The following is a 25901-nucleotide window of genomic DNA, read 5'->3' as shown; positions in this document are numbered from 1 at the left end:
CAACGAGCGGCTAGGTACGGACAACGGGTGGCTCGTTCAGGACCTTGTTCATGTCCCGTACCGCCTGCCACGTGCCCCGCCAGGTCCCCGTGACCTTCGAGGCGCCGGTGCGCGGGAGATACGGGACGTCGTGCTCGGTGATGTGCCAGCCCGCGTCGGCGGCACGGACCACCATCTGCAGGGGGTAGCCGCTGCGACGGTCGGTCAGGGCCAGGTCGAGCAGCCGCTCGCGGCGGGCCGCGCGCAGGGGCCCGAGGTCGTGCAGGCGCAGGCCGGTGCGGCGGCGCAGGAGGCGGGAGAGGGCGAGGTTGCCGGCGCGGGCGTGGGCCGGCCAGGCGCCCCGGGTCTGCGGGCGGCGTCGGCCGAGCACCAGGTCGGCCCCGCCGGCCCGGACCTCGCGGACGAACGGGATCAGCTGCGCGGGGTCGAGGGAGGCGTCGCAGTCGCAGAAGCAGACCACGTCGGCGGTGGCGGCCAGCAGCCCGGCGTGGCAGGCGGCGCCGAAACCGCGCCGCTCCTCGCGCACGACGGTCGCGCCGAGGCCACGGGCCAGGTCGGCGGAGCCGTCGGTGGAGCCGTTGTCGACGACGAGGGCGCGCCAGCCGGCCGGGACGTGCGCGAGGACCCAGGGCAGCGCCTCGGCCTCGTTCAGGCAGGGCAGCACGACATCCACGTCGGAAGGGGGAGAAGAGGTGCTCGTCACGGCGTTCACCCTACGAAGCCGAACCGGGGCAAAGGGGTCATCACCTCCTTACGAAACGCGGACGTCGGAGCCGCGGCCGAGCCTCCCGGGCGGCTCGGTGCCAGGGTGGAGGCATGCAGCAGCCGTACGCATCACCGGACGCCGGGCCACGACCCGGTCCCCTGGGCCGGATCCTCGTCGTGGACGACGATCCGACCGTCGCCGAGGTCGTCGCGGGATACCTGGACCGGGCCGGATACGCCGTGGACCGTGCCGCCGACGGCCCGGCCGCCCTCGCCCGGGCCGCGGCGCAACGGCCGGACCTGGTGGTGCTGGATCTGATGCTGCCCGGGATGGACGGCCTTGAGGTGTGCCGACGGCTGCGCGAGCACGGTCCGGTGCCGGTGGTCATGCTCACCGCGCGCGGTGACGAGGACGACCGCATCCTCGGCCTGGAGGTCGGCGCCGACGACTACGTGACCAAGCCGTTCAGCCCGCGCGAGCTGGTGCTGCGGGTGGAGTCGGTGCTGCGCCGCGCCCGGCCCGCCGTGCCGCGCGGCCCGCTGGGCGCGGCCGGTCTGACCGTGGATCCGGCCGCCCGCCGCGCCACCAAGAACGGCACCGATCTGGCCCTCACCCTGAGGGAGTTCGACCTGCTCGCCTTCTTCCTGCGGCATCCGGGGCAGGCGTTCGGCCGGGAGGAGCTGATGCGGGAGGTGTGGGGCTGGGACTTCGGTGACCTGTCGACCGTCACGGTCCATGTCCGCCGCCTGCGCGGCAAGGTCGAGGACGACCCCGCCCGCCCCCGCCTCATCCAGACGGTGTGGGGCGTGGGATACCGCTTCGACCCCACCGGAACCGGAACGGAGGGCGACTGACATGCGCGACACCCTGCTCATCGCCCTCTACGCCTTCCTCGGCGCCGCCGCCACCGGTCTCGTCGGAGCGGCCGTGCTGCGGCTGATCCGCCGGCGTTCCCTCACCGCCTCGCTCGCCGTGGTGGCGGCCGTCGGCGTGGTCGCCATGCTCGCCGGGACGATGGCCGTGGCCCAGGCGATGTTCCTGTCCTCACACGACCTGCGGGTCGTCACCACGGTCGTGGCCATGGCGGCTGTGGTCTCCCTGGTCACCGCGCTGCTGCTGGGCCGCTGGGTCGTCGCCCGCAGCCGTGAACTCGCCGACGCCGCCCGGCACTTCGGTGACGGCGGCGCCTTCGCCGCGCCCGAGGTCCCCGCCACCGCGGAACTGGACGCGCTCAGCCGCGAGTTGGCCGCCACCAGCGCCCGGCTCGCCGCGTCCCGGGAACGCGAGCGGGCCCTGGAGACCTCTCGGCGGGAACTCGTCGCGTGGATCTCGCACGATCTGCGCACCCCGCTCGCCGGCCTGCGCGCCATGTCGGAGGCGCTGGAGGACGGGGTGGCGGCCGACCCCGACCGCTACCTCAAGCAGATCCGCACCGAGGTGGAACGCCTCAACGACATGGTCGGCGACCTCTTCGAACTCTCCCGCATCCACGCCGGCACGCTGCCCCTGAGCCCGGCCCGGGTCTCGCTGTACGACCTGGTCGGCGACGCCCTCGCGGGGGTCGGCCCGCTCGCCCGCGAGCACGGCGTACGGCTCGTGGGCGACCGGGTGCAGCCGCTGCCGGTGGAGGTCGACGGCAAGGAGATGAGCCGGGTCCTCGCCAACCTGCTGGTGAACGCCATCCGCCGCACCCCGGCCGATGGCACGGTCGCCGTCGCCGCCGAGCGTGCCCCCGACGGCGTGGTGCTGTCGGTGACGGACGGCTGCGGCGGCATCCCCGAGGAGGACCTGCCCCGCGTCTTCGACACCGGCTGGCGCGGCACGGACGCGCGCACGCCGCCGGCTGGCGCGGGGCTCGGCCTGGCGATCGTCCGGGGCATCGTCGAGGCGCACCAGGGCCGCACGACCGTCCGCAACATCCCGGGCGGCTGCCGCTTCGAGGTGACCCTGCCGGCGGCCAAGGCGTAGACGACTCCTAGCCCGCGAACTCGTCCCCGAAGTCGGTGTACTTACGGGCCGGCAGGCCCAGCGCGGTCGGACCGAAGGTGGTGGACGCGGTCGTCGAGTAGAGCGTGGACGAGGCGCCCGGCAGGAACCAGACCGCGCCCTCGGGGTCGTTCTCGCCGACGGCGGCGGCCGTCAGGTCGGCGTGGCCGTCGCGGTTCACGTCGGAGGCGAGGAGGGTGCCGCCGAAGTCGTCGCCCGCCTCCAGGGTGCCCGGCACACCGGGGCTGTCCTGGGTGAGGAACACCGGGCGGGTCGTGCTGAGGCCGGAGGCCGAGCCCCGGAGAAGGGTGATCGCTCCGGCGGAGGAGCGGTAGTCGGAGTCGTCCCCGAAGGTCTCGCCCGGCGCGCCGACCGCCAGGTCCCCGTAGCCGTCCTTGTCGAAGTCGCCGATGGCCAGCGCCCGGCCGAAGCCGTCGAGCTCTTCGGAGGAGTCCGGGACGCCCGAGGTGTTCTGGGTGATCGAGACGCGGCGGGTGGCGCTCGGGCCGGACGAGGTGCCGTAGATGACGTGGATCTTGCCGCCGGTGGAGGCCGAGGGCTCGTCGGCCGGGTCCTCGGGGTTGCCGAGGACGATGTCGCCGAAGCCGTCCTTGTTCAGGTCGCCGATCGCGGCCGTCTCGGCGGTGCGCAGGCTCGCCGCCTTGCTGATGCCGTCGGCGGTGCCCTTGTAGTAGACGGCCGTGGCGAGATGGTCGCCATTGGGCTTCTGCCCGGTGACCACCAGGTCGGCCTTGGTGTCGCCGCTCACCCGGCCGGCGGTGAGGGCCGGCCTGTCGATGCCGGGGGAGTAGGAGGAGACCCGGCCCGTCGAGCCGGACTTGCCGAACGGGCCCCGGATCAGCCGGACCCGCCAGCTGCTGGGGTTCTCCGTGTCGCTCTGCGCGGAGATCGCCAGGTCGGGCTTGCCGTCGCCGGTGAAGTCGGCCGCCGCGATGCTCATCCCGAAGTAACTGCCGTACAGCGTCTGCGGGTTCTTCACCGTCGTACCGCCGGACAGGCCGCTCCTGGAGCCCCAGACGATGACGACCGTGCCCGCTTCCTGGACGCTGCCGGCATTCTCGTGCTGTGCCCCGACGACGAGGTCGCTGTAGCCGTCGCGGTTGAGGTCGGCGGTGGCGATCCGGTCGCCGAACTGGTCGCCCTTCTCCGCGTCGCCGGGAATGCCGGCGGTGTTCTGGCTGATCAGCTGGTGCTTGGCCGGGTTCAGCCCGCTCGCTGTGCCGTAGACGACGGCGACCTGGCCGGCTTCGGCGCTGCCGCCGACCGTGGCGAACGGGGCGGCGACGGCCACGTCCCGGTAGCCGTCCCCGTTGAAGTCGCCCTGGAGCCCCGAAGGGGCGGCCGAGGCGGGGGCGGCAAGGGCCACCGGGGTCAGGCCGGAGGCGAGCAGCGCTGCGGTCAACAGCGAGGTGCGCTTGCGCAAAAGTGTCTCCCACGGTCGGGGCGGATCCCTGGCGCCGAAGTGGCGCGCGATCAGGAGGACCGACGACAACACGCAAGGGTTGTACGTGAGTTAGGTGAATTCTTGTGATTCCTGTGACAGGTCACCGGGCCCCGGCGAACTCCCGCATCCCCTCCTCGAACGTCACCTCCGGCTTCCAGCCCAGCTCCGCCCGCAGCCGCGACGAGTCCGCCGTGATGTGCCGGACGTCGCCCAGCCGGTACTCGCCGGTGATCAGCGGTTCGGGGCCGTCGCAGGCGGTGGACAGGGCGTGGGCCAGCTCGCCGACCGTGTGGGGGTCGCCGCTGCCGGTGTTGTACGCCGTGAGCGTTCCGGGGCGCGGCTCGGCCTCCAGCGCGGTGACGTTGGCGGTGGCCACGTCCCGGACGTGCACGAAGTCCCGGCGCTGGCGGCCGTCCTCGAACACGCGCGGGGGCTCGCCGCGTTCCAGGGCCGAGCGGAAGAAGGAGGCGACCCCGGCGTACGGGGTGTTCCGGGGCATGCGGGGGCCGTAGACGTTGTGGTAGCGGAGCGAGATGGCCGTGCCGTCCGTGCAGCGGGCCCAGGCGGCGGACAGGTGTTCCTGGGCGAGCTTGGTGGCGGCGTACACGTTGCGCGGGTCGGCCGGGGCGTCCTCGGTGACCAGGCCGGGGGACAGTTCGGCGCCGCAGCGGGGGCAGCGCGGGTCGAAGCGGCCCGCGGCCAGGTCGGCGGCGGCACGGGGGCCGGGGCGTACGACACCGTGCACGGGGCAGTAGTAGCGGCCCTCCCCGTAGACCACCATCGACCCGGCCAGCACCAGCCGCCGTACGCCCGCCTCGGCCATCGCGGCGAGCAGCACGGCGGTGCCCAGGTCGTTGCGGGAGACGTACTCGGCCGCGTCCGCGACGCCGTTGCCGAGGCCCACCATGGCCGCCTGGTGGCAGACCGCGTCCATGCCGGACAGGGCCGCGGCGACGGCGGACGGGTTGCGCACGTCGGCGCCGGGAGCGTCCCGGACGTCGTACACGACCGGTTCGTGCCCGCGCGCCCGCAGCGCGTCGACGACATGGGACCCGATGAACCCGGCACCGCCGGTGACCAGTACACGCATACGGCCACGCTAGGTCCGCGACCCGCCCGCGACCGGGTGCGACGGGCGGTACGTCACCCCTCCGTAAGGACTGCTCAGAGCGGCTTCGCGGGCCAGTCCAGCAGCCGGGCGCCGATCACCGCCGTCTGCAGCGGGTAGCGGTGGGCCGGGTCGGCCGGGTCGGCGCCGGTCAGCTTGTGGATGCGCTCCAGGCGGTAGGTCAGGGCGCGCACGCTGAGCGAGAGCCGACGGGCGGCCTCGGCGGCCACGCAGCCGGAGTCGAAGTACGCGGTCAGCGTGTCCAGCAGTGGCTGCGGCCCGCCGCGGGCCGCGGTGAGCGGGCCGAGGGTGTGCGAGACCAGGTCGGCCATCGCCTGCCGGTCGCGGGCGAGCACCGGGTACACGAGCAGGTCGGCGGCGTGCAGCAGCGGCTCGTTCAGGTCGAGCCGCGCGGCCATCTCCAGTGTGGCGAGGGCCTCTTCGTACGACTGCACGACCCCGCCGGGTCCGTGCTGCGCGCGGCCGACCGCGACCCGGCAGCCCTCGGCCGCCGCGTACACCTGCTTGGCGAAGTGGGTGAGGACCTCGTCCTCGTCGCCGGGCGCGACGCACAGCAGCCGGCCGTTCTTGGTGGTGAGCAGGATGCTGCGGGCGTCGAAGCGGGCCAGGACCGCCCGTTCCACCTGCCGGGTCACCGGATCGCCCTCGACGTAGGGCACCGGGCCCTCGGCGACGGCGACCGCGTGCGCCCGGGACATCCGCAGGCCGAACCGTTCGGCGCGCTCGGCGAGGCGGCCCAGGTCGCTGCGGCCGTAGAGCAGGTCGTCGATGAACTCCCGGCGCGCGGCCTCCTCGCGGCGCACGGCGAGCCGCTGGGCGCGTTCGTAGCCCTCGGCGAAGGCGTCGACCGCCTGCTGCACGGCGGCCAGCGTGCTGTCGGCCGAGCCGGGCGCGTGGGGCCAGGCGGCGCGGGCGGCGGCCAGGTGGGCGACGACCAGGGCGCGCAGTCCGTGGCCGGACTCGGCGGCCTGCTCGCCCAGGGCGCGGCGCGCGGCCAGTTCCTCCCGGGTCAGCCGGCGGCCGGTGGCCGCGACCTCGGCCAGCGTGCCGGCGTAGCCGTCCAGATAGTGCTCGGGTATCGCTTGCTCGGTCATGCCGTCCCCGTTCCCCCGTGATCTTGACGTGCCGGTGACGGTTCCTTAGCGCCCTCCCGGCATCGAGACCCTAGTGAACCTTGCCGGAAACCGGCAATGCGCGGGCGTGCGCCTCTCGTGCACCATCGCGGCACGGGGGAGCACTACGGATGGTTCGGGTGCCGGACACCGGCAGGTGTCCGGCACCCGAGCTGGGCTCTTCCGTCTTCATCGTCTGACGCACAAGGACGTATGCCATGGAAGCGCTCGGCGTGCTGGTCGCCGTCTGTCTCGTCGTCGTACTGCTCGCGCTGCTCACGTTCTCCCGGCTGTACCGCAAGGTGGACCAGGGCCGGGCGCTGATCGTGTCCAAGACGCGCAAGGTGGACGTGACGTTCACCGGGCAGGTCGTGCTGCCGGTGCTGCACAAGGCCGAGATGATGGACATCTCGGTGAAGACGATCGAGATCAGCCGCTCCGGCCGGGACGGGCTGATCTGCCGGGACAACATCCGCGCCGACATCCGCATCTCGTTCTTCGTCAAGGTCAACAAGACCGAGGCGGACGTCATCAAGGTCGCCCAGAACGTCGGCACCGAGCGCGCCAGCCACCAGGACACGCTGCAGGAGCTGTTCCACGCGAAGTTCTCCGAGGCGCTGAAGACCGTCGGCAAGCAGATGGACTTCACCGACCTGTACACCAAGCGCGAGGAACTGCGGTACCACATAATCGAGTTGATCGGTGTCGACCTCAACGGCTACCACCTGGAGGACGCGGCGATCGACTACCTGGAGCAGACGCCGCTCACCCAGCTCGACCCGGCCAACGTCCTCGACGCCCAGGGCATCCGCAAGATCACCGAGCTGACGGCGATCGAGCACGTGCGCACCAACGAGGCGCAGCGCAACGAGCAGAAGGAGATCACCCGGCAGAACGTCGATGCCCGCGAGGCCATCCTGGAGCTGGAGCGGCGGCAGGCGGACGCGGAGATCAAGCAGAAGCGGGAGATCGAGACGTCCCGGGCCCGCGAGGAGGCCGAGACCGCGCGGGTCGCGGAGGAGGAACGGCTGCGCGCACAGGGCGCCTTCCTGCGCACCGAGGAACAGCTGGGCGTGCAGCGGGAGAACCAGGCCCGTGAGGTCGCGGTCGCCGCGAAGAACCGCGAGCGGGTCATCGCCGTCGAGAACGAGCGCATCGAGAAGGACCGGATGCTGGAGGTCATCGCCCGGGAACGGGAGACCCAGCTGACCCGGATCGCCGCCGAGAAGGAGGTCGAGGCGGAGAAGCGGGAGATCGCCGAGGTCATCCGGGAGCGGGTCGCGGTGGACCGTACGGTCGCCGAGCAGGAGGAGTCCATCAAGAAGCTGCGCGCGGTCGAGCAGGCCGAGCGCGACCGGCAGTCCCTCGTCATCGCCGCCGAGGCCGAGGCGCAGGAGAAGCTGGTCAAGGACATCAAGGCCGCCGAGGCCGCCGAGCAGGCCGCGACCCACCGCGCCGCCGAGGAACTCACCCTCGCCGAGGCCCGGTTGAAGACCGCCGACCTCGACGCCCGGGCCAAGCTGCGGCTCGCCGAGGGCATCCAGGCCGAGGCCGCCGCCGAGGGGCTCGCCGCCGTGCAGGTCCGCGACAAGGAGGCCGAGGTCATCGAGAAGTCCGGCCGGGCCGAGGCGCAGGCCACCGAGGCACGGCTGCGCGCGGAGGCCGAGGGCACGCAGGCCAAGGCGCTCGCCGAGGCCGAGGGCGCACGGGCCGCGGCGGAGGCCACCGGGGCACGCCTGAAGGCCGAGGCGGAGGGTGCCCGGGCGAAGGCCCTCGCGGAGGCCACCGGCATCGGGGAGAAGCTGAAGGCCGAGGCGGCGGGTCTGACCGAGAAGGCCGCCGCGATGGCCGCCCTGGACGAGGCGTCGCGCGGGCACGAGGAGTACCGGCTGCGGCTGCAGGCGGAGAAGGAGATCCGGCTGGCCGGCCTGGAGACGCAGCGGCAGGTCGCCGAGGCCCAGGCCACGGTCCTCGCGACCGGCCTGGAGAACGCCGACATCGACATCGTCGGCGGGGAGTCCGTCTTCTTCGACCGGCTGGTGTCGGCGGTCTCGTTCGGCAAGGGCGTCGACGGCTTCGTCGACAACTCCCGTACGGCGCAGGCGCTGGCGAAGCCCTGGCTGGACGGCTCGGGCAGCTTCACCGACGACCTGAGCCGGATCCTCGGCTCCCTCGGCACGGCGGATGTGCAGAGCCTGACGGTGTCGGCGCTGCTGATGAAGCTGATGAAGTCCGGCGGCCCGGAGGCGGGGCAGCTCAGGCAGCTGCTCGACCGGGCCGGTGAGCTGGGCCTCGCGGACACCCCGCTGACCGCGCTGAACGGTGCCGCGAGGAACTGACGGCCGGCTGCCGGGCCGCCGTACGGGGGTCGGTGGCCCGGCAGCCCCTGTTCACCCTCGGGAAGCTCGCCCTCGGGAAGCTCACCCACTCGAAGCCCCTGACCCGAAGCCCTTGAAGGGAAGCGCCGTCCAAATGGCAACCGCCCCGGAGACGGGCTCGTACGACACCGTCGACGCCGGCACCTACGAGGTGCTGCGCGACCGCCTCGCCGCCCAGGCCGCCGACCTCGCCCGGCGGGCCGAGGCCCTCAACGCGCGCCGTGCCGAGGAGTTCGGCTCCGCCGGGCTGGGCCTCACGGCCACCGGGCGGCTGCGCACCGGGCACGCGTGCGTGCCCTGCGACGTCGTCGCCGTCGGGGGCGTGCTGCTGTTCGGCAGCACCGGCCGGACGGCCGACGGGACGGCGGTCTCGGACGTCCTCGCCCTGTACGACCGGGACCTGAACCGGCTGCCCGAGGACGCCGTACCCGGACTGCTCGACGACCCCGCGTTCGTGCGGGAGTTCACGGCCCTGCACCGCTACTACCGGCAGGCCGGGCTGCTGCGGCTGCGCCGCCTGGACGACCGGCTGCTGGCGGTCTTCCGCACCGGCGAGAAGGCCGAGGACGTCCGTGCCCTGCGCTGGAGCCTGACCGGCGACGGCGGGGCCCGGTTCCTGGACGCACGCGGCGACCGCGACGACGTGCTCCCGCCCGCCCACGACTTCGCCTGGACCGGGACCACCCGCGAGGACCATGTTCTCGGGGTCCACGGCCGGGACCCGTATGTGGCGGTGCCGGGCGGGGCGGGCGTGGCGACCGTCGGCGGCCGGCTCACCGTGCGCGGCCCGGAGGGCGAGGAGCTGTACGCCGAACCGGTCGAGGAGCCGTTGCAGGCCCTCGCCGACGCCGGGGTCGCGCACGCCCGGGTGGGCGCCCTGGTCCTGCTGCGGGTGCGGCCGTACAAGGAGGACGCCGACCGGTACCTGGTGTTCGACACGCTGAGCCGGTCGGTGGTCCGGCTGGACGGCATCGGGCAGGCGTGCCGCAGGCTGCCCGAGGATCAGGGGATCGTCTTCCCGGGCGGCTACTGCCTGGCCTCGGGCGCGCACAAGACGTACGAACTCGATGTCGCGGGCCTGGAGTTCGAGCGGGAGGTGCGCTCGCCGAACGGCGAGGACATGCTGTACGCGTTCCGCTCCCGGGCCGAGGGCCGCACGCTCCTGCTGTCGTACAACACCCTGCGCAAGGAGGTCGCCACCCCGCTGCCCTGCCGGGGCTGGGCCCTGTTCGAGGACGGCACCCTGGCCGTGCTGCGCGCCGACGGCGACGAGCCCGCGCACACGCACCTCGTGCAGTGGTGGACCTCGCCGTACGTCTCCGACACCCACGCGGCCGCCCTGCGCACCGACACCGGAGAGCTGGCCCGGGTCGGCAACGCGGACCTCGTGCGCGGGCTCGCCGACTGCCTGTCCGTCGCCCGGCTCGTCGCCGAGGGCATCGGGACGGGTGAGGGCTACCGGGCGCTGGCCGCCGCCTGTGTGCGCGCCGCCGACACCCACCACTGGCTGGGCGAGCCCGGACTCGGTGATCTGCGCACGCCGTTGGCGGCGGTGCGGGAGACCGCCGAGCAGGTGCTGGCCGAGTTCGAGACCGTGCGGGCCCTGTCCCGGCAGGCCGATGAGGCGCTGGAGGAGGCCGCGGTCCGTATCGCCGCCGCGGTGCGCCGGCTGCGCGGGGAGGCCCCGCGGGACGCCGCCTCCTGGGTGCGGGGCCTCACCGAACTCAGGCACGCGCACGGCCATCTGCTGACGCTGAAGGAGCTGCGGTACGCCGACATCGCCCGGGTGGACGAGCTGGCCGCCGAGGCGGCGGCCGACCTCGCGGCCTTCGGGCGGCGCGCGGTGTCCTTCTTGGCCCGCGAGGACGCCTTCACGACCCAGCAGGCGGAGGTCGAGCAGCTCGTGGCGGAGGCGGGTGCGGCCCCGACCGTCGCCGCGGCCGCTCCCGTCGCCGCCCGGCTGGACGAGCTGGCCGACGGGCTGCGCACGGTCACCGAGGTCGTCACCGGCCTGGACATCGCCGACGCCACCGTCCGCACCGCCATCCTGGAGCGGATCGCCGAGGTCCTGGGCGGCGTCAACCGCGCCCGCGCCACCCTCGACGCCCGCCGCCGCACCCTCCTCGACCACGAGGGCCGCGCCGAGTTCGCCGCCGAGACGGCCCTGCTGGCCCAGGCGGTCACCGCCGCGCTCGCCGCCGCCGGCAGCCCTCAGGCGTGCGACGACCAACTCGCTCTGCTGCTGGGCCGGGTGGAGGATCTGGACGCCCGGTTCGCCGACTTCGACGACTTCCTCGGCGAACTCGCCGACAAGCGCACCGAGATATACGAGGCCTTCGCCGCCCGCAAGCAGTCCCTCGCCGACGCCCGCGCCCATCGCGCCGAGCAACTGGCCGCCTCCGCCGCCCGGGTGCTGGAGACCGTCGACCGCCGTGCGGCCGCGCTCCCCGACACCGACGCGGTCACCACCTACTTCGCCTCCGACCCGATGGTCGCCAAGGTCCGCCGGACCGCCGACGAGCTGCGGGCCCTCGGCGACGGCGTGCGCGCCGAGGAGCTGGACGGCCGGCTCAAGGCCGCCCGCCAGGAGGCCGCCCGCGCCCTGCGCGACCGCACCGACCTGTACGCCGACGACGGCCGCACCCTGCTCCTCGGCGGCCACCGCTTCGCCGTCAACACCCAGCCCCTCGACCTCACCCTGGTCCCGCACGGCGACGGCCTCGCCTTCGCGGTCACCGGCACCGACTACCGCCGCCCGGTGACCGACTCCGGCTTCGCGGACACCCGCCCGTTCTGGGGTCGCCACCTGCCGTCCGAGTCGCCCGAGGTCTACCGCGCCGAACACCTCGCCGCCCGGCTGCTGACCGAGCACGGCCCGGCCGCCCTCGCCGCGGCCGACCTGCGCGTGCTGGTGCGGGAGGCGGCGCAGGCGTCGTACGACGAGGGCTACGAACGCGGGGTCCACGACCACGACACCACCACGATCCTCACCGCCCTGCTGCCGCTGTACGACGCCGCAGGCACCCTGCGCCACGAGCCGGCGGCGCGGGCCACGGCCCAGCTGTTCTGGGTGCACGGCACGACGCCGGGCGCTCGGGACGCCTGGTCCCGACGGGCGGTTTCACTGGCCCGTGCCCGGGACGCGTTCGGTCCGTCGGGCGCCCTCACCGAGCTGGTGGGGGAGCTGGCCGAGGCGATCGGGCGGTGGAGCGAGGGCGGGGCGGGGGCGTCGAGGGAGGCGTGGGAGCCGGGTGCGGGGGTGTCCGGGCGTCCGGGCGACGGTTCGTCGGTCCGATCGGCGGAGGGGCCGTCGGGGTGGCCGGGCGAGAGGCCGCCCGCGTGGCCGACCGGGGCGCCGTCGGCCCGATCGGCCGAGGGGTCGTCGGCGCGGCCGGCCGAGGGGTCGTCTGCGTGGCCGATCGACGGACCGTCGGCGCGACCGGGCGAGGGGCCGTCGGTGCGACCGGCCGTCGAGCCGCCCGCGTCGGTGGCCGACGGGCCGCTGGGGCGGCGTGTCGTCGCCGAGCCACTCGCCGGTGCCGCCGCCGCGTACCTCTTCGACGAGTTGACGTCCGGCTCCGGCGGCTTCGTCCTGGGGGCGGGCGCGCGCACCCTGCTGGAGAAGTTCCGGCACACGGTGAGCGGTTCGGACTACGCCCGGGACCTGGAGGCCCTGACCGGCCTCGGCGCCCGCCGGCAGGTGGCCGAGGCGTGGCTCACGTCGTACGCGGCCGCCACCGGCGCCGAGGCGGGCCCCGGTGAGCTGGCCGAGGCGGTCGCCGCCGAGCTGTGCCCGGGCCTGCCCCGCTATGACGGCGACGCCCCGCTGACCGCGACCGCGGAGGGCCTGCTGGGTACCCACCCGCGGGTGACGGGCGGCCGACTGCCGCTGCGCCTGGACGAGTTCCTGGCCAGGACGGCGCGGTTCGCCGAGCTGGAGGTCCCCGCCTTCCGCGCCTACCAGCGCCGCCGTACGACCCTGGTGGACGCCGAACGCGAGCGCCTGCGCCTGGCCGACCACCGCCCACGGGTGATGTCCGCCTTCGTGCGCAACCGCCTCGTCGACGAGGTGTACCTCCCGCTGGTCGGCGACAGCCTGGCGCGGCAGCTCGGCACCACCGGCGAGTCGAAGCGCACCGACACCGGCGGGCTGCTCCTGCTGATCTCCCCGCCCGGCTACGGCAAGACGACGCTCATGGAGTACGTCGCGGACCGCCTCGGCCTGATGCTGGTCAAGGTCAGCGGCCCGGCGCTGGGCCACGGCGTCACCTCGTTCGACCCGGCCGACGCCCCGAACGCCACCGCCCGCCGCGAGATCGAGAAGATCAATTTCGCGCTGGCGGCCGGCAACAACACGCTCCTGTACCTGGACGACATCCAGCACACCTCCCCCGAGCTGCTGCAGCAGTTCATCCCGCTGTGCGACGCGACCCGCCGGGTCGACGGGGTGTGGGAGGGCGAGCCGCGCAGCTACGACCTGCGCGGCAAGCGCTTCGCGGTCTGCATGGCCGGCAACCCCTACACCGAGTCCGGGGACCGCTTCCGCGTGCCCGACATGCTCGCCAACCGGGCGGACGTGTGGAACCTCGGCGACGTCCTCACCGGCAAGGAGGACGTCTTCGCGCTCAGCTTCGTCGAGAACGCCCTCACCGCCCACCCGCTCCTCGCCCCGCTGGCCGGCCGCGACCGCGCGGACCTGGACCTGCTGGTCCGCCTGGCCTCGGCCGACCCCACGGCCCGCGCGGACCGCCTCACCCACCCCGTCCCGCCCGCCGAACTCGACCGTGTCCTCGCCGTCCTGCGCCACCTGCTCGCCGCACGCGACACGGTCCTCACGGTCAACGCGGCCTACATCGCCTCCGCCGCCCAGTCCGAGGCGGCCCGCACCGAACCGCCGTTCCGTCTGCAGGGCTCCTACCGCGACCTGAACCGCATCGCCCAGCGCCTGAGCCCGGTCATGAACGGCACCGAACTCGCCGCCGTGATCACCGACCACTACACCGCCGAGGCCCAGACCCTCACCACCGGCACCGAGGCCAACCTGCTGAAGCTCGCCGAACTGCGCGGCACCCTCGGCCCCGAACAGGCCGCCCGCTGGGCCGAGGTGAAGACCGCAGACGTCCGTGCCCGCACCCTCGGCGGCCCGGGCGACGACCCCCTGACCCGCGCGGTCGCCGCCCTCGGCCTGCTGGCCGACCGGGTCGCGGCGGTCGAGTCCGCCATCACCCGGGCGACCGGCGTACGGGACGGCTCCTGATGCTGTACTTCCTGGCCCCGGTCTCGGCCGCCTTCGCACTCGTCGTGTCGACCACGTACACCCTGATCCGCCGGGACCGGCGGCCGGCGGACGGGTACCGGCACCGAGGAGGGCGCGAAGCCGACTGACCCACGTCCCTGCGGCAGCGCGGTCGTCCCTGCCACCAGCCTCCGTCTGCTTGGGCGGGGAAACCCGGCTCAGAAGTCGAAACTCGTCTTCTGCAAGCTGACGTACATCCAGGCGATGGTGGCGGCCCACGTCGCCAGGGTGCCGAGGAGGACTCCGCGGGCCGCCCAGACGCCGGACCGTCGGCCGAGGAGCGCTCCCGCGAAGCCGGCGAGGGCGGCGCCGCCCGAGGGGGCGCCGAAGAGGACGAGGGCCGCGTACACGAGCGACATCTTGTCGTCGTGGTTCCCGCGGCACCCCGTCGGACTCGTGCACTCCATGACGTCGTGGCCCAGCCAGTACAGCCCGTACACCAGGGGCGCCAGCAGGATCGCGGCCAGGATCAGCAGGGCGGTGGCGGGGGTCCGCTCCGGCCGTGGCGGGGAGGAAGGCGTCATGGGGTGATCGTGGGCGCCAGGGGGCCTGCGCCGCATCCGTTCTCGTACTCAGACGCCCCCGGGGACCGGCGGTGTACCGCGGATTCGGTAGGCGCTGCTGCGGCAGCAGTAGCCGCGAGTGCCGGCCCTGGCACGACGACCCGGGGGCCCTCGCGGTCGCCGAACTGGGCGAGGGTTCCCAAGTCGCCGCAGCAGCCGACCCGTTCACCTCGAAGGCGATCAGCGTGGACGAACTCGTCCTCAGCGTCCTGACCGTGCGGACCCACATCCAGCGCGCCATGACCAAGATCGCTGCCCGAGACCGCGCCCAGCTCGTCGTCATCGCCTACCGGACGGGGCTGGTACGGCCCCCGGGGTGAGCCCGTCGCCCGGCGGGCGAGCAGCGGCCGCTGTGATGTCTGGGCCTGTATGTGCGCTTGCTGTACCAGGGGTACCTGTGTGACGGCTGTGACCCCTGTCATGGAAGCCAGGGCAAGGGGATGAGCGTGGCTCCGCGTATCGCACGTCATCGGCGTTCAGTGCAGCGTCGCGTACTCGCAGGGATGTCGGCCGCCGCGGCGGCCGGGCTCGCGGTCACCGCGACGGTGGGCATGGACGCCGAGGCCGCCTGGACGTCGTCGTGGAACGTTTCGGCGTCCGGCTGGTCCGCCGCCGACTCGCCCCAGGTGTCGGTCGACCGCCAGGGCGACGCCCTGCTGGCCTGGACGGCCGGTGACATGTCGACGACGTACTCCTACCAGCGGGTCCAGACCCGGGTGCGGTACGCGAGCGGCACCAAAGGGGCGATCCGTACCCTGTCGCCGGACGGCGCCGCGGTGTCCTGGCCGGAGATCGCCTCCGACGACACCGGGGACTCGGCGGTGGTCTGGCAGCAGGACAGCCAGGTCGTGGGCCGGCGGGTCGCCGCCTCCGGCAGTCTCGTCGGACCGCTCCGGAAGCTCTCCACGTCGGCCCCCGCGACCACCCCGGTCGTCGCGGTGACGCCGGGCGGCACCGCCTTGGCGGCCTGGACGGAGGTCCGCGACGGCAGCTGGTACACGGTCGCCCGGCGCCTCGAACTCGACGGCACGGTCGGCGCGGCCCTCACCCTCGGCCCGGGCTCGGCGGAGAAGCCGGCCGTCGGGGTCGACCGGAGCGGCCGGTTCGTCGTGGCCTGGGCGCGGGCCTCGGACGTGGTGGCCAGGCGGATCACCTCGACCTCCGTCTCCGCCACGAAGGTGCTCACGACGCCGATCGCGTCGTACGGCGGTTTCGGCATGGTGCGGGTGGGTGTGGACCGGGACGGCGACGCGGTCGTCAGCTACCACTCCGGCGGTGGCGCCGTCGCGCAGATCTGGGCCTCGCGCTGGAGTCGCACCGGCACCCTGGCGGCCCCGCTGCGCATCTCGGCGGCCGCGGACAACGTGGGCTTCCACCACGCCCTCGCCACGGACCTCGACGGCGACTCGGTGATCGTGTGGACCCGCTACACCAACGGCAGACTGGAGCTGCTCGGCCGCCGGCTGTCCGCGAGCGGCACCCGGGGCGCCGTCACCACCCTCGGCCTCGGCGACCGGCCCGACCTGGCCCTCGACGACGACGGCGACGGCATGCTGGTCTTCCACACGGTCGTGCCCAAGTCGACGCCCCCGTACAGCTACACCAGGACCAGCGCCCGCACGATCAGCCGCTCCGGCACGTTCGGTGCGACGAAGACCCTCACCTCGGACGGCCGCGTCCCCCAGGTCGACACCGCTCCGAGCGCCAGGTTCACGGTGGTCTGGCAGCAGGAGAGCTTCCCGTACCCGATCAGGTCCGTCACCGGTGCCTGACGTCGCCGGTTCCAACTGCCCTGCCGACGGGCCGAGAACAGCGTCGAACGCGCCGAGGCCGTCATCCCCGGCGGGTGAGAAACGGTGGGCCGGGCGCAATCCCCCGAGCGGTGTCAGCCGTATAGACGACAGAGGGATCCATCTGACGAAACACTGCGAATTGAACAGCTGGAGTCATGATGACCTCCAATGCCACCGAAGTCACCCTGAGAGGGCTGGGAGTGTGTTGTGCCGTGGGAAACACGGTGCTGCACACTCTGCTCGTTCCTGATCACCTTGAGGAGATGTTCTACATCGGCGTCCTTTTCGCCGTGGGCAGCGCCGTCATGCTGGTCGTGGCGGTGGCGCTCGTCACGGTGCGGCGCCCCATGGTCGCCTGGGCGACCGGGGCGCTCGTCAGCCTCGGCATGATCGTCGGTTTCCTGCTGTCGCGCACCGTCGGTCTGCCGAACGGCTACTACGAACCCGGTTGGGAGGCGCCCTACGGCCCGCTCTCTCTGCTCGTCGAGGGAGTCTTCGTCCTCGCCTTCCTCACCTGGCTGGGAGTCAGGACGGAGGAGATTGCGGCGCCCGAGCCGCCGCCGTACCGGGCGGCCCGCGAACGGACCGTACCGGGCAGCGGCGTGCCGAAAGGCTGGTGAGAGCTCAGTTCTGGCGAGGGTTCGGCTTCAGTGCGGCGAACACGGCCTGGCCCGGGTCCGCGAGCCAGGCGATGCGCCCGACGTCCGGCACGTCAGCGGCCGGCATGAGCACCGCCCCGCCGTTCCCCTGCACGGCCGTGACGACGGCATCCGTATCGGCCACGGCGAAGTACGGCACCCAGCGCGCCGTCTCCTGCTCCCCCTGGAGCGGAGCCACGCCGCCGAAGGATCCCTCCTGTTGGTCGCCTTCCCCGATGCTCAGGACCCGGTAGGTCATGCCGGGCGCCCGCATCTCCTGGGAGCGCCAGCCGAACAGCCCCTGGTAGAAGCGGATGGCCGCTTCCGGGTCGGGGACGTGCAGTTCCACCCACACCAGTGTGTTGTCACCCGACGTCCGCTCCAGGCCCATCTCTGACTCCAGGACGGCGAACCGCGCGCCCTGCGGGTCGGTGAACCGGGCCAGCCGGCCCTCGCCCACGTTCATGGGCGGGACGCGCACGCCGCCGCCGCCGGCGGTCACGGCACCGGCGGTGGCCTCGATGTCGTCGCTGCGGAAGTACGTCGTCCAGGCCGACGCGGCGCCCTCCTCGGTCAGCGGCCCGAGAGCGGCGACCGTTCTGCCGTCCTGCTGGAAGAACCCGTACCCGGCCGCCTCGGGCCCCAGCGACAGGTGCTGCCAGCCGAAGACGGCGCCGTAGAAGGCGGCGGCCGCGTCCGTGTCGGGGCTGCCGAGATCGATCCAGACGGGCGACCCTGCGCGGAAGTCGGTGCCGAGCATGCGTGTCCTCCTGCGGGTCCGGAACCGAGACGCCGTCACTATGCCGCCCACGAGGACGACATCAGGCTCGGCGGCCCGGAACTCCCGGCCGTTTCACCCGGGCCGGGGAACCCGGTGGGCCCGCTCTCCGCCCGTTCGGCTAGCCGTTCTCCCGGCAGGGCGGAGCGTCCGGCAGGTGCTTCATGGCCCACGCGCCGAGTTCCCTGAGCGTGGGCTCCAGCGCGGCGCCCGCCTCGGTCAGGCGGTAGGAGACCCGCAGCGGGGGTCCTTCGTCGACCTCGCGGACCACGAGGCCCGCCCCGCCGAGTTCGGCGAGCCGGTCGGAGAGCATGCGCTCGCTGATGCCGGGGATGGCCCGGCGCAGGTCGGCGAAGTGCGTCTGCCGCCCCTGCAGGACGGACAGGATCGGGCCGTTCCAGCGCTTTCCGAGCACCTGGAAGACGCGGGTGATGCCGTCGTCCACCCGCCCGCACTGTGCCACGTCATGCATCTGCTCCGCCGCCATGGGGCCAGGGTACTACCCGACCGTTGGGGGGTGAAAAAAAGTAAGTACCTGTGTTAGACATAGCTGCATACGAAACATCAGGCCCGCCTGTCGCGGGCTCGTTCCTTTGGAGACCCCCATGGCCACGCTGCTTCACATCGACTCCTCCCTCTTCCCGGGCGAGGCATCCGCCTCCCGTGCCGTGACCGACGCCTTCCGCAGGACCTGGGAGGAGCAGCATCCGGGCGGCACGGTGGTCTACCGGGACCTCGCCGTGAACCCCGTCCCGCACATCGACGCCCACGCCCACACCGCCGGCTTCGTCGACGCTGCCGCCCACACCCCCGAGCAGGCGGCCGCCTTCGCCGACCGCGTGAAGCTGATCGAGGAGCTGGAGCAGGCGGACGCGGTGCTGATCGGCGCGCCGATGTACAACTACTCCATCCCCTCGACCCTCAAGGCCTGGCTGGACAACGTGATCCTGTTCGGCCGCACCGCGGGCGAGGCCCCCTCCGCCAAGGGCACGCCCGTCACCGTCGTGGCCAGCCGCGGCGGCTCCTACGCGCCGGGCACCCCGCGCGAGCCGTACGAGTACGTCCAGAACTACCTGACGGCGGTCCTCGGCGACGCGCTCGGACTCGAACTCGACTTCATCGTCCCGGAGCTGACCATGGCCCCGCAGAACCCGGCGATGTCCGAGCTGATCCCGCTCTTCGAGGCCTCCCGTGACCGCGCCCTCCAGGACGCGGCCGTCAAGGCGAAGGCGCTGGCGGAGCGCTTCGCCGCGTAGGCGGGGTGCCGGCCTCCCTGCCCCTGCCCGCCGGGGAAGGGGCAGGCTCCTCGGACCTGGTCTCCCGCTCGTCCGTTCGGACCGCAGCGGTCGCCGCCCGGCGCGGCTCCTCCCAGAGTGGGTGGGGTGGCCCGGCCGGAAGGGGTGTGGGCGGACAGGAGTGAGGAGTGAGCCAGGTATGAGTCCCAGGAAGGCGGCGAAGACGGCGACGGAGGGGTTCCCCACGGCCGAGGACGCCCTGGAGATCGCCTCGGAGTGGGCGCCGGCCGAGCTCGTCGACAGCGAGGAGATCGGCCTGCGGCTGAACCGGATGATGGCGGACGGGCACGTCCAGCCGGGCATGGCGCCGCCCGGCCCGGCCGAGGCCGCCTCCGCCGCGCACCTCGCCGCGGCCGGTCTCGGCGAAGCCGCGTGGAACGCGCCCACCGGGACCGCGGCGCCGATGCCCGCACCGATGGAGGCGGAGCAGCTGCGCTACTTGGTGGCCAGGCTCGTACGGGCCTCGCAGCGGGTGCGCAAGGACCACCGGCAGCTGAGCACCGCCGAGCGGGACCGGTACAACGAGGTGCTGCGTCAGCTCGCGACCACGCCGGCCTACAAGCAGCTCGTGGCCGACCACCAGGACATGAGCCACCGGCACCACACCATGCAGGGGATGGGACCGGTCGCCACCCAGCGCTTCCTGCCCTGGCACCGCGCGTACTGCCTCAAGTTCGAGGACCTGCTCCGCTCGGTCGATCCCGCGCTCACGATTCCCTACTGGGACTACGCCAACGACCACGCCCGCCCCGACTGGGTGTGGAAGCCCACCGGCGTCTCCCGGCCGACTCCCGCCACGAGCGGTCTGCCGACCCAGGCGACCATCGACGGGCTCCTGACCCGCCCCACGTTCATGGCCTTCACGTTCGGCAGGGTGATGGCGGGCGTTCAGCCCAACGGACTGGAAGTGGCCGCCCACAACAATGTGCACAACTGGTGCAGGGGCACGCTCAGCCACCCCATGGAGTCGTCGAACGACCCGATCTTCTTCCTGCTGCACTCCAACGTGGACCGCATCTGGGACCAGTGGCAGCTGACGCACACCGGCGGCCCCAACGTGACCGGCGCGGACGCGGGGCTGGACCCCTGGTGGACCCCGGCCGCCGGTGGCCTCACCGCAGACTCCGTCAAGGACATCACCGTGCTCGGTTACTCCTACCAGTAGCCGCCCACCCCCCTCGCGACGCCGCAGATCCTTCCAACCCCCCGTGAAACACGGGGGGTTGGACGGCGTGCCGGTGGAGCAACGTACGGGGATGGAATGGATCAGCCTCGCGAGTACGGCACTTGGTGCGCTGGTCGGTCTGGCGGCGACGTTCGTCATGGACCGGGAGCGTTGGCGGCGGGAGAGCGACCAGCGCAGGAGGGACGACCGGCGGGCGGTGTACACGTCGTTTCTCGCCGCCACCGCGGAAGCGAGCGAGACCCTCATCAACATCGCCCGCGGTCACGACACCGACGCGTCGGCGTCGACCCGCGCCGGGACCGTCCTGCGTGACAGCAGGGTGCTGTCCCGGCGATTGGAACTCTCCCTCATCGCGGAACCGGCCGTCATGGCACAGGCGAACACCCTCGTGGACCGCCTGCGTGAATACCGCCACGTCGTCGGTCAGGGCCTGGCCGACGACACGGAGGCCGTGGACCGGGCGCGCCTCGCCTTCAACGAGCAGCGGGACCAGCTCATCGAGGTGATGCGCAAGACGCTGACCTGAAGCTCGCCCGGAGCACGCCTTCTCCCTTGGGGCACCCTCGCCCTTTCCTTTGCCAGGCCTTTGCTACGATCCGGCCACTTGTGCGAGTTGTTCGTGCCTCAACGACTTGTCGGCCCCTGCCGTATCGGTCCGTCACACGACCTGCCTCGCTCCCCTGTCTCCTGTGGAGGAACCGAGTGGGCAGACGTGCCCTCATACGTGGCGGCATCGCCGCCGCCACCTCGCTCGCGCTGGCCATGGGCCTCGGACCGCTGGCCTTCGACGCGCGCGCGACCGACGCCGCGGAGGTGGTCGTACCGGCCGAGACGTCCTTGCTGCCCAGGACCGCCCTGCTGAGCGCGGGAACGTCGGGGTTCCTGCGCTACGAACCCGGACGCGGACATCTGTGGACCACCTACACCGGTGAGGACACGGTGGTGGATGCCTCGGCCACCGAGGTGTGGGGAATGCCGGAGTTCGGCGCCGGTTCGGACGTCGTCGCCCGCTACGACGACGGCACGCGGACCGTGTCGCTGCGGGACATGGGGGCCGGCGGGACGACCGTGCCGCTCCCGTTGCCGACGGGCCACACCTACGTGGGGACGCTCGGGCGGACCGTCGTGACGACCGCCTGGTCGGGCGACAACCCGCAGTGGCATCTCCTCGACGTGCAGGACGACGGCACGGTGCGCGACCGCACCGTGGCGGGCGTCCCGGCCGGCATCACCCTGCTGAGCGGCGGTGGTTCGCCCGTCGGCGACGCCCACGGGATGCTGGTCCACTACCGGGACAGCACGACGGTCACGAGAGCCTGGCTCGACGCCGACGAGGGCCGGCTGCTCGAACTGCCGTTCAACCCGAACGTCAGCAGCAACGCTCAGGTCGTCCTCACCGCCACCCACCTGCTGTCGTGGGACGGATCCGACACCGTTTCCGTCTACTCCCGGGACGACCTGACCACCGCCGTCCGCACCGTGCGCCTGGTGAACGACCCGGAGACGCGCCTGCTGGGCATGGTCGGCGACCAGCTCCTGGTAGCCCGCTACGACTCCTCCCTGGGCGCCATGGACGGCAGCCTGCCCGTCTGGCGGGTCGACGCGGTCGCCTTCGACGGCTCGACGACGGGAACCGTGCTGGCCCGGTCGCGGAGCGTGGGAGACCCCGTCGCCACCCCCGACGGCGGGCTCCTGGTACAAGGCAGCGGCCCCGACACCGCCGACTGGGGCGTGAACCTGGTCCGGGCGGGCGCCGAGGGCACTCCCGTGGTCGAGCGGGTCGCCGCCGCGGAACTGAACCCCACGACCGACCCCGTGCAGGACCTGACCCTCACGGGCGGTCGGCTGACCATGCTGCAGAAGGACCTGGAGCGGGGTCGTACGTACCTGTACAGCCGGCCGGTCGACGCGACCGGTGATGGCCTCACGCTCGGCTCCCGCACCTCCCACGGCGCCGTCACCGACACCGTCGACCCCTCCCTGGTGAGCACCGGGGACGGCCGGACGGTGGTCTGGAACACGTGGTACTCGGGCGGCGACCGCGTTCCCCGGGTCGTGCAGCCGACGGGCTCGCTGCCCGGCACGCCCGTCGACGCGAAGCACAACTACGTCCGCGTGTGGGACGCCAAGGGCCGCCACGTCGCGATGGCCACCGAGTACACCGACGAACTCGGCTCGGAGACGCGGGTGGTGGACCTCGACACGGGCAGCACGGTGCTTGCCTCGCCGACGCACGGCAGCGCCATGTGGGGCACCACCCTCTGGGTGGGCGACGGCAACGACAGCGTCGTGCCGGTCGACGTCCGCACGGGCAAGCGGGGCGACCCGGTGTGGTTCGGATCCGGCTGCATGCTGGAGAACCTGCAGGCCGTGGGGCGCTGGCTGCTGTGGTCGTGCGTGGGGAAGGCCGAGGGACAGGGCGTCTACGACACCGTCAAGAAGATCAAGTTGACCCTCACCGAGGGAGACTGGGGGAAGGCGGAACTCGGTGACGGATTCGTCGTCACCAACACGGACGGCACCCTGAAGGTGACCGACGTCCGCACCGGCACGGCCGTCTCGCACACGGTGGGGTCCGTCGAGTCCTGGAAGCCCTGGGACGTGGACCCGTACACCGGCCTGATCGCCTACGTCGACGCCGAGGGCGACACCCACGTCGTGTCCAGCGGCGTTCCCGTCTCCTCCCTCACCCAGCTCGACTCGGCCGTCGCCGGGTCGGCCGACGTGAAGGGCGGCGTCGCGCCCTGGAGCCCCAGGTGGTGGCTCTCGAAGCCGGCCGCCTCCTGGCAGCTCGTGATCAGGAGCAAGGCCACCGGCACGACCGTGCGCACCCTGTCCGGCGGTACGGCCCGGGGCCTGGTCCAGGCCTCGTGGAACGGCAAGGACGCGGCCGGCAGGCTCGTCCCCAACGGCGCCCACACCTGGACCCTGACGGCCACCCCGGCCGACGGCCAGGGCGCGGCGCTGACGAGGACCGGCACGGTGAAGGTCACCGGCGCCGCCGCGGTCCGGCGGGACTTCGTCGGCTCGGACGGCTTCGGCGAGCTGCTGACGCTCAACAGCTCGGGCGGGCTGACGTACCAGTACGGCACCGGCACCGGAACCTTCACCGGCAAGCGGACCGGTTCCGGGTGGCCGACGACGGTGAAGGCGGTGCCCTTCGGCGACCTGAACGGCGACCGCTGCAACGACGTGCTCGTCCGCTTCAGCAGCGGAACACTGCGCGCCTACCGGCCCGCCTGCGGCTCGGCCGCGACCCCGTCGACCGCGTACACGTCGCTGGGCACGGACTGGAACCAGTACGACGTGCTGACCTCACCGGGAGACATCAGCGGTGACGGCCGAGCGGACCTCGTCGCCCGCCAGTCCTCCACCGGGAACGTCTACCTCTTCAAGGCGACGAGCACGGGCAAGCTCTCGGCGAGGGTGAAGATCGCGTCCGCGTGGACGGGCTACAAGAAGATCGTGGGCGCCGGCGATCTGAACGGCGACGGCCACGGCGATCTGCTGGTGCAGGACAGGTCGAACGAACTGTGGCGCTACGACGGCACCGGGACGGGTGCGTTCAAGAGCCGGGTGAAGGTCTTCGACGACTGGGGCTCGTCGTACAACGCCCTCGTGGGCGCGGGCGACATCACCGGTGACGGCAAGGCCGACCTCGTGGCCCGCGACAGCTCCGGCACCGTGTGGCGCAGCAACGGCAACGGCAAGGGCTCCTTCGGCAGCCGCACGAAGATCGCGACCGGCTGGCAGAGCTACAAGGGCCTGTTCTGACGCGGACTTCGGCACCACCCGGCGGGCCCGGACGACCTGTTCGTCCGGGCCCGTTCGCTGCTACTTGTGCTTCCCGCTGCCCTTGTCGCCGCCCGCGCCGCCCGCGCCGCCCGCGTTGCCCGTGCTGCCCGTGCCGCCCGGGGTGTTGCCGGACGTGCCGTTGCCGGAAGCGTCGGATTTTCCTGCCGCGCCGTTGCCGGCGTCCGCGGTACCCGCGCCGGGTTCGCCTCTGCTCGCTGGTCTGCTGGGCGTGGCCGTCGCCCGCGCCAGCTGCTCGGAGCAGTACGCGGTGACCTTGTCCTTCCCGCCGGCGGCCGCGACGAGCCGCTGCCAGGCCCGCGCGTCGAGCGCCTTGCCGTGCTCCCCGACCTGCTCGTAGGCCCTGCAGTGGGCTTCGGTGTCCTGGGCGGGGCCCGAGCCGTCCGCCGGCCGGTGCCTGCCGGAGGGGGACGCCGACGACTCCCGGCCCGGCCGGTCCGGGGCGACCGCCGACGGATGCGCGGTCCCTCGGCCGGCACCGGCTCCGTCCGCGGACGAGCCGGTCGAACCGATGGCCGCGACCGCGACACCACCCAGGGTGAGGCTCGCGAACACCACGCCGAACGTCACCTTCACCGAGCGCCCGGCACGCCGCTCCGCGGCCGGCCGCCAGTCGTCCCGGCGCCGGGTGCGCGCCCGGTGCGCGGCCGTGCCGTGGGTGGCCCGGAAGGCGGCCACGGCCCGCTGCTCGGCCTCGGGGTCGAGATCGCCTGCGCGTAGGGCGGCGGCCAGCATCGTCTCCAGCGCGGCGGCCTCACGCACGTCCTCCGGATCCGACACGGCGCCGCCAGGGTGCACATGCCGACGGCCCGGAACCGCGCCGCCGCTCATCCGTTCACCCATGTCCGCTTCCGTTCTTGTCCGACGGGTTCGATTCGCCGCCGACGCCCAACTGGCGGGCGAGGCGTTTCAGGCCCCGGTGGGCGGCGGTCCGCACCGCTCCCGGCCGCTTGCCCAGGACGCGTGCGGCGGCGGGGCTGTCCAGGCCGACGACGACCCGCAGGAGCACGGCCTCGGCCTGGTCCCCGGGCAGCGAGCGGACCAGTTCCAGGGCCCGCTCGGTGGAGAGGGACTCCAGGGCCAGGTCGAGGGTGCTGTGCGGGGCGGGCAGGTCCAGTACGTCCTGTTCGGTCCCTCCCGCCCGGGGCCGAACGCGCTGGCGGCGCAGATGGTCCAGTGCCCGGTGCCGTGCGATGGTCGCCGTCCAGCCGCGGAACCCGGCCCCGTCCCCCTTGAAACGCCCGAGGTCACGGGTGATCTCCAGCCAGGCGTCGGACGCCACGTCCTCCGCGTCGTCGCCGACGAGCCCGCGCACATAGCCGAGAAGGCTCGGCTGCACGATCCGGTAGGCGACCGCGAAAGCGGTTTCGTCACCGTCCTGGGCCCGCGCGACTGCCGCTCCCAGTTCCGCGTCGTACGTCTGCACGCGCCGGGGGTGTCGTACCTGGCCCAAGACTGTCCTCGTTCGCACGGGGTTCATGGCGTTCGTCATCCGCCGTGCTCCGGTCGCGTCGACGGCCCCCCATGGTGACCAGCGTCAGTTCTCACAGAAGTGTCACAGTGCCCCAGGCGCGTCTTCACGTCGCCGACGTCCCGGCCGGGTGACGTTTCGCGCCGCCCCTGCGCTGCATGGCGTGGGTACCGGGTCCGCGCCGGCGGCCGGGGGGCGACTGCCCGGCCGGGTGCCGGCACCACGATCCGCCACTGCCCGGACCCCTCTCCGTGGCGCTGCTGACTCCCCCCGGCAGCGGCGCGGAGAGGGA

General features: G+C 73.1%; 21 protein-coding genes. 12 read left to right on the top strand and 9 right to left on the bottom strand.

Features of this window, described 5'->3' with window-relative positions; translation table 11 throughout:
• Positions 1-10: 10 nt before the first annotated feature.
• On the bottom strand, positions 11-712 hold the full coding sequence (locus tag ACIF83_RS38630) for a glycosyltransferase family 2 protein (RefSeq protein ID WP_399734311.1): 702 nt from the start codon (positions 710-712) through the stop codon (positions 11-13).
• A 104-nt stretch (positions 713-816) separates the two neighbouring features.
• On the opposite strand from ACIF83_RS38630, the gene ACIF83_RS38625 reads away from it, so the two are divergent.
• Entirely contained in the window at positions 817-1560 is a 744-nt protein-coding gene (locus ACIF83_RS38625) for a response regulator transcription factor (RefSeq protein ID WP_398138860.1), read from the top strand.
• A 1-nt stretch (position 1561) separates the two neighbouring features.
• Positions 1562-2674, top strand: a complete 1113-nt coding sequence (locus ACIF83_RS38620) for a sensor histidine kinase (protein WP_393475258.1) — start codon at positions 1562-1564, stop codon at positions 2672-2674.
• 7 nt (positions 2675-2681) lie between these two features.
• On the opposite strand, the gene ACIF83_RS38615 is transcribed toward ACIF83_RS38620, so the two are convergent.
• The 3 genes from ACIF83_RS38615 to ACIF83_RS38605 all read right to left on the bottom strand — a co-directional run bounded on the left by ACIF83_RS38615 (position 2682) and on the right by ACIF83_RS38605 (position 6380).
• Positions 2682-4208: an FG-GAP-like repeat-containing protein gene (locus ACIF83_RS38615; protein ID WP_399734307.1), complete on the bottom strand. Its 1527-nt coding sequence runs from the start codon at positions 4206-4208 to the stop codon at positions 2682-2684.
• 49 nt (positions 4209-4257) lie between these two features.
• On the bottom strand, positions 4258-5247 hold the full coding sequence (locus tag ACIF83_RS38610; protein ID WP_399734304.1) for an NAD-dependent epimerase/dehydratase family protein: 990 nt from the start codon (positions 5245-5247) through the stop codon (positions 4258-4260).
• A gap of 74 nt (positions 5248-5321) precedes the next feature.
• Positions 5322-6380 carry a PucR family transcriptional regulator gene (locus tag ACIF83_RS38605; protein WP_393475266.1) on the bottom strand — a complete coding sequence of 353 codons (1059 nt, stop codon included), beginning with the start codon at positions 6378-6380 and terminating at the stop codon, positions 5322-5324.
• 236 nt (positions 6381-6616) lie between these two features.
• On the opposite strand from ACIF83_RS38605, the gene ACIF83_RS38600 reads away from it, so the two are divergent.
• From ACIF83_RS38600 to ACIF83_RS38590, 3 genes are all read left to right on the top strand, one after another.
• Positions 6617-8737 carry a flotillin family protein gene (locus tag ACIF83_RS38600; RefSeq protein WP_399734301.1) on the top strand — a complete coding sequence of 707 codons (2121 nt, stop codon included), beginning with the start codon at positions 6617-6619 and terminating at the stop codon, positions 8735-8737.
• A 133-nt stretch (positions 8738-8870) separates the two neighbouring features.
• Entirely contained in the window at positions 8871-14033 is a 5163-nt protein-coding gene (locus ACIF83_RS38595; protein WP_399734299.1) for a DNA repair ATPase, read from the top strand.
• Positions 14033-14161, top strand: a complete 129-nt coding sequence (locus ACIF83_RS38590) for a hypothetical protein (RefSeq protein ID WP_393475275.1) — start codon at positions 14033-14035, stop codon at positions 14159-14161. The genes ACIF83_RS38595 and ACIF83_RS38590 overlap by 1 nt, the downstream gene beginning before the upstream one ends.
• A 69-nt stretch (positions 14162-14230) precedes the next feature.
• Here the strand turns inward: ACIF83_RS38590 and ACIF83_RS38585 are convergent, their stop codons facing one another.
• Positions 14231-14596 (bottom strand): hypothetical protein, encoded by a 366-nt coding sequence (locus ACIF83_RS38585; RefSeq protein WP_393475278.1) that lies wholly within the window; start codon positions 14594-14596, stop codon positions 14231-14233.
• On the opposite strand from ACIF83_RS38585, the gene ACIF83_RS38580 reads away from it, so the two are divergent.
• From ACIF83_RS38580 to ACIF83_RS38570, 3 genes are all read left to right on the top strand, one after another.
• Entirely contained in the window at positions 14575-14955 is a 381-nt protein-coding gene (locus tag ACIF83_RS38580) for a response regulator transcription factor (protein ID WP_399734297.1), read from the top strand. The two genes, ACIF83_RS38585 and ACIF83_RS38580, sit on opposite strands and share 22 nt — an antisense overlap.
• Before the next feature lie 183 nt (positions 14956-15138).
• Positions 15139-16407 (top strand): hypothetical protein, encoded by a 1269-nt coding sequence (locus ACIF83_RS38575; protein ID WP_399734295.1) that lies wholly within the window; start codon positions 15139-15141, stop codon positions 16405-16407.
• Between the two features lie 233 nt (positions 16408-16640).
• Positions 16641-17048, top strand: a complete 408-nt coding sequence (locus ACIF83_RS38570; protein WP_393475287.1) for a hypothetical protein — start codon at positions 16641-16643, stop codon at positions 17046-17048.
• 4 nt (positions 17049-17052) lie between these two features.
• Here ACIF83_RS38570 and ACIF83_RS38565 read toward each other — a convergent pair whose 3' ends face one another.
• Complete coding sequence (locus ACIF83_RS38565) at positions 17053-17826, bottom strand: VOC family protein (RefSeq protein WP_398138868.1); 774 nt, start codon at positions 17824-17826, stop codon at positions 17053-17055.
• 139 nt (positions 17827-17965) lie between these two features.
• On the bottom strand, positions 17966-18331 hold the full coding sequence (locus ACIF83_RS38560; RefSeq protein ID WP_393475292.1) for a winged helix-turn-helix transcriptional regulator: 366 nt from the start codon (positions 18329-18331) through the stop codon (positions 17966-17968).
• A gap of 118 nt (positions 18332-18449) precedes the next feature.
• Between ACIF83_RS38560 and ACIF83_RS38555 the strand changes: the two genes are divergently transcribed.
• The 4 genes from ACIF83_RS38555 (at position 18450) to ACIF83_RS38540 (ending at position 24099) form a co-directional block, all read left to right on the top strand.
• Complete coding sequence (locus tag ACIF83_RS38555) at positions 18450-19100, top strand: FMN-dependent NADH-azoreductase (protein WP_389179495.1); 651 nt, start codon at positions 18450-18452, stop codon at positions 19098-19100.
• Positions 19101-19278: 178 nt separating this feature from the next.
• Entirely contained in the window at positions 19279-20304 is a 1026-nt protein-coding gene (locus tag ACIF83_RS38550; RefSeq protein ID WP_398138869.1) for a tyrosinase family protein, read from the top strand.
• 91 nt (positions 20305-20395) lie between these two features.
• Positions 20396-20851, top strand: a complete 456-nt coding sequence (locus ACIF83_RS38545; protein ID WP_393475301.1) for a hypothetical protein — start codon at positions 20396-20398, stop codon at positions 20849-20851.
• 176 nt (positions 20852-21027) lie between these two features.
• Positions 21028-24099, top strand: a complete 3072-nt coding sequence (locus ACIF83_RS38540; RefSeq protein ID WP_399734289.1) for an FG-GAP-like repeat-containing protein — start codon at positions 21028-21030, stop codon at positions 24097-24099.
• A 60-nt stretch (positions 24100-24159) separates the two neighbouring features.
• Here the strand turns inward: ACIF83_RS38540 and ACIF83_RS38535 are convergent, their stop codons facing one another.
• Both ACIF83_RS38535 and ACIF83_RS38530 read right to left on the bottom strand, forming a co-directional pair.
• Positions 24160-24981: a hypothetical protein gene (locus tag ACIF83_RS38535; protein ID WP_399734286.1), complete on the bottom strand. Its 822-nt coding sequence runs from the start codon at positions 24979-24981 to the stop codon at positions 24160-24162.
• The gene (locus tag ACIF83_RS38530; protein WP_399734283.1) at positions 24974-25591 is read right to left on the bottom strand and encodes an RNA polymerase sigma factor; all 618 of its coding nucleotides are present in this window, start codon (positions 25589-25591) and stop codon (positions 24974-24976) included. The genes ACIF83_RS38535 and ACIF83_RS38530 overlap by 8 nt, the downstream gene beginning before the upstream one ends.
• Between the last annotated feature and the right edge of the window lie 310 nt (positions 25592-25901).

Origin of the sequence: Streptomyces sp. NPDC085866 (genome assembly GCF_044541035.1) — a bacterium.
In the GTDB taxonomy this organism is placed as follows: domain Bacteria; phylum Actinomycetota; class Actinomycetes; order Streptomycetales; family Streptomycetaceae; genus Streptomyces.
The sequence above is the reverse complement of the archived record's forward strand: the minus strand, read 5'-3'. Positions and strand labels throughout refer to the sequence as shown.